This is a genomic window from Pedobacter sp., from assembly GCF_041645105.1.
Classification (GTDB): Bacteria; Bacteroidota; Bacteroidia; order Sphingobacteriales; family Sphingobacteriaceae; genus Pedobacter.
In genome coordinates, this window is sequence record NZ_JBAZQQ010000024.1 from 1 (window position 1) to 3,017 (window position 3,017).

Here is a 3,017-nt window from a genome sequence, read left to right on the forward strand (position 1 = left end):
TCTCTCATTTCGCTTGCTTATTCGCACGCACTCGATCACTCATTCGCATTTTACCCGATCACCTGTTCGCATTTCATCCGATCAGTGATTCGCATTTTACCCGATCAGTCATTCGCATAACACCCGATCACGCATTAAGCTAACCTCACTTTTGTAAACTTATACTATTTCCCCTCCTTTTTAGCCAATAATTTTTGATCTTTTTGCCCTTTAATTTTTCTCATGGATTCGCCTTTCATTTCGACCCGGTAAGCATTGTGGATTAAACGATCTAAAATTGCGTCAGCTAAAGTACTGTCATTAATAATTTCGTGCCAAAGTTTAATCGGTATCTGGCTAGTGACAATAGTAGATTTGCGACCATGCCGATCATCCAATATTTCTAATAGGTCTCTACGGTGATCCGCATTCAAAGTAATTAAACCCCAATCATCTAAAATTAGTAAATCGATTTTTGCTAATTCATTGAGACGCTTCATATAGCTACCATCACCTTTGCTAATGACCAACTCCGGCAACAATCTAGGTAAACGTGCATAATAAGCACTACAACCTTCTAAGCAAGCTTTGTGCGCCAATGCACAAGCAAGGTAAGTTTTTCCAGTACCGGTAGGACCTACAATTAAAACGTTGCGATGGTCTTTTATCCAGTCACAATTTGCTAATTGCCTTATTAATGACTTATCGAGACCACGCGGTTGCTGATAGTCAATATCTTCCATAGTGGCGGTTTGCTTTAATTTGGCTTTAGCCAATCTCGTCTTTAATCTTCGACTGTCTCTTTCGGTTGCTTCACGATCGATCAGAAACCCCAGTCGTTCATCAAAGCTGAGAGAGTCAATATCAGATTGCGCCATTTGCTCAGCCAGCGCTTTAGCCATGCCAAGTAATTTTAGGCTTTGTAATTTATCTACAGTTTGGTGTAATAACATTTTCTTCTCCTAAATAAAGTTAAAAAAATAAAAGAACAAAAAAACAAAAAAACAAAAAATTATTGTTGCAACAAAACAAAGCATGTGTGGGCAAGCTGTGGGCGATAATGTGGATAACAGGGATGTTATCCACATTTCGTCCATGGCTTGTCCACACATTCCACTATTTCTTCTATTCAAAATAATCACCTCCGCGCACATATTCATGATGTTGTTCAGTTACGTGAGTTTTGATTGGCTCGGATAGTGGCGATAGATCTAAGTTATTTTGCAAAATTGAGAACACGTTTTTATAACTATAAGCTCCAAGCGCTAATGCCCTTTTACATGCATTTTCCAAACGATCTTTGCCATAACTTTCTCCCAACCTCATGATCCCAAGACAAGAACGAAAACCCTGTTGCGGATGACAGCGGGACTCAATAATCTTTTCTACTAAGTTTGCAGTTGCTTTACCGCTGTCTCCAGCCCACCTGATAATTCGCTCCGGCGTCCATTTGGCGTATTCCTGATGAGCTTTAGGCATGTGCTCTAATACCGTCGTAAACCCTCCTTTTTGATACTGTCTGCGATGTGAGGCAACTCGCTTGCCCTGGTAAAAAATCTCCACCGTACCGCTCGTATAACGAACATCTAACGTCTTGCTAATCAGCGTATAAGGCACGCTGTAATAATGAGCATCCAAAGCAATGTGATAATCAATGCCGGCTTTGGCTTTCTTCCATTCGGCAAAAACATAAACTGTTTGCGGCAATGGTTTTAAAGCAGGCTTTTCCATAGCTTCAAACTGACTAAGACGAGATCCCGGCAACTTTTGAAAGGGCTTTCGATTTAACTCTTCGAGCAAAGTATCTATTGCTTCATTTAGTTCGTACAAATTAAAAAAAGTTCGATTGCGTAATTTCGCTAAAATAAATCTTTCTACGTTTTGCACCGCCTCTTCAACTTTAGCTTTGTCCCGGGGAGAACTTACCCTCGTTGGAATAACTGCTATCCCATAATGATTTGCCATATCGCAATAAGTAGGATTTAAATCCGGTTCATAACGATGTGGCTTAGTTACTCCGGATTTAAGATTATCAGGGATCAGAATTTCACTTACTCCACCAAAAAAATTAAATGCCCTAACATGCGATGCGATCCAATCAGGCAGCGCTTGGCTCATGGTTGCCTCAGTGAATGTGTAATTTGATGCTCCCAGTACCGCTACAAAAATTTGCGCTTCCTGAACCTCACCAGTAGTGGTATCAGCCACAATCGGCATTGTCATCCCTGCATAATCAACAAACAGCTTTTCGCCAGCTTTGTAATTTTGACGCATGCATACATCTAACTGTCCACGCCAAACTCGATAATTCCTGCAATACTGGCTATAGCTTAAACCCTGCGCATACTGCGCCTGATGCTCACCCCACAACAACTGTAATGTAACTCCTTTGCGCTTTAGTTCATTATGCACGTGAGTCCAATCTGTAACGCAACCTTCTGGCGCTTTGTTGTGTATTGGTAAATAAAGCAGCTTCTCAAGCTGCTCATCATTGTAACCTTCAACAGGTAATGGCCACACCAGCTTCGCTCTTTCAGCCCGCTTTAAACAATCACTGACCGTGCTACTGCTTACTCCAACGCTAGTTGCTATTGTTCGATTCCCGCATTTCAATTCCCATTTTAAACGCAATATTTCTCTAATTTTTCTCATAGATAACCTCTCGCTCATCGTTCACCTCTTAATTTATTAATAAGAGATGTAGCTTAATGATTTAAAAGAAAATTTTTGTAAAATTTGTAAAATATGAGGTTAAGCTTAGAAAAACTTAGAACTTAGTGATCGGGTGTCATGCGAATGACTGCTCGATGAGTGATCGAGTGTCATGCGAATAGGTGATCGAGTGTGATGCGAATCGCTGATCGGGTGTCATGCGAATCAGTGATCGGGTGTTATGCGAACAGGTGATCGGGTGCGATGCGAATATGCACGCAGGACGTAAGCCCGCGTTTTTAATGTATCTGCTGCCTCATGAACGCAGGCTAAAGCCTACAATTACAAGGTAATCAGAATATATTTATATAAACCATGCAAAAAAT

The 3,017-nt window shown here is 40.8% G+C and carries 2 protein-coding genes; both read right to left on the bottom strand.

The annotated features are described in order from the left end of the window. Positions 1–164 precede the first annotated feature (164 nt). Positions 165–932 (bottom strand): IS21-like element helper ATPase IstB, encoded by a 768-nt coding sequence (gene istB, locus WC623_RS24805; protein ID WP_372856283.1) that lies wholly within the window; start codon positions 930–932, stop codon positions 165–167. Positions 933–1,104: 172 nt separating this feature from the next. Further along, positions 1,105–2,631 carry an IS21 family transposase gene (gene istA / locus WC623_RS24810; RefSeq protein WP_372856285.1) on the bottom strand — a complete coding sequence of 509 codons (1,527 nt, stop codon included), beginning with the start codon at positions 2,629–2,631 and terminating at the stop codon, positions 1,105–1,107. Positions 2,632–3,017: the final 386 nt, after the last annotated feature.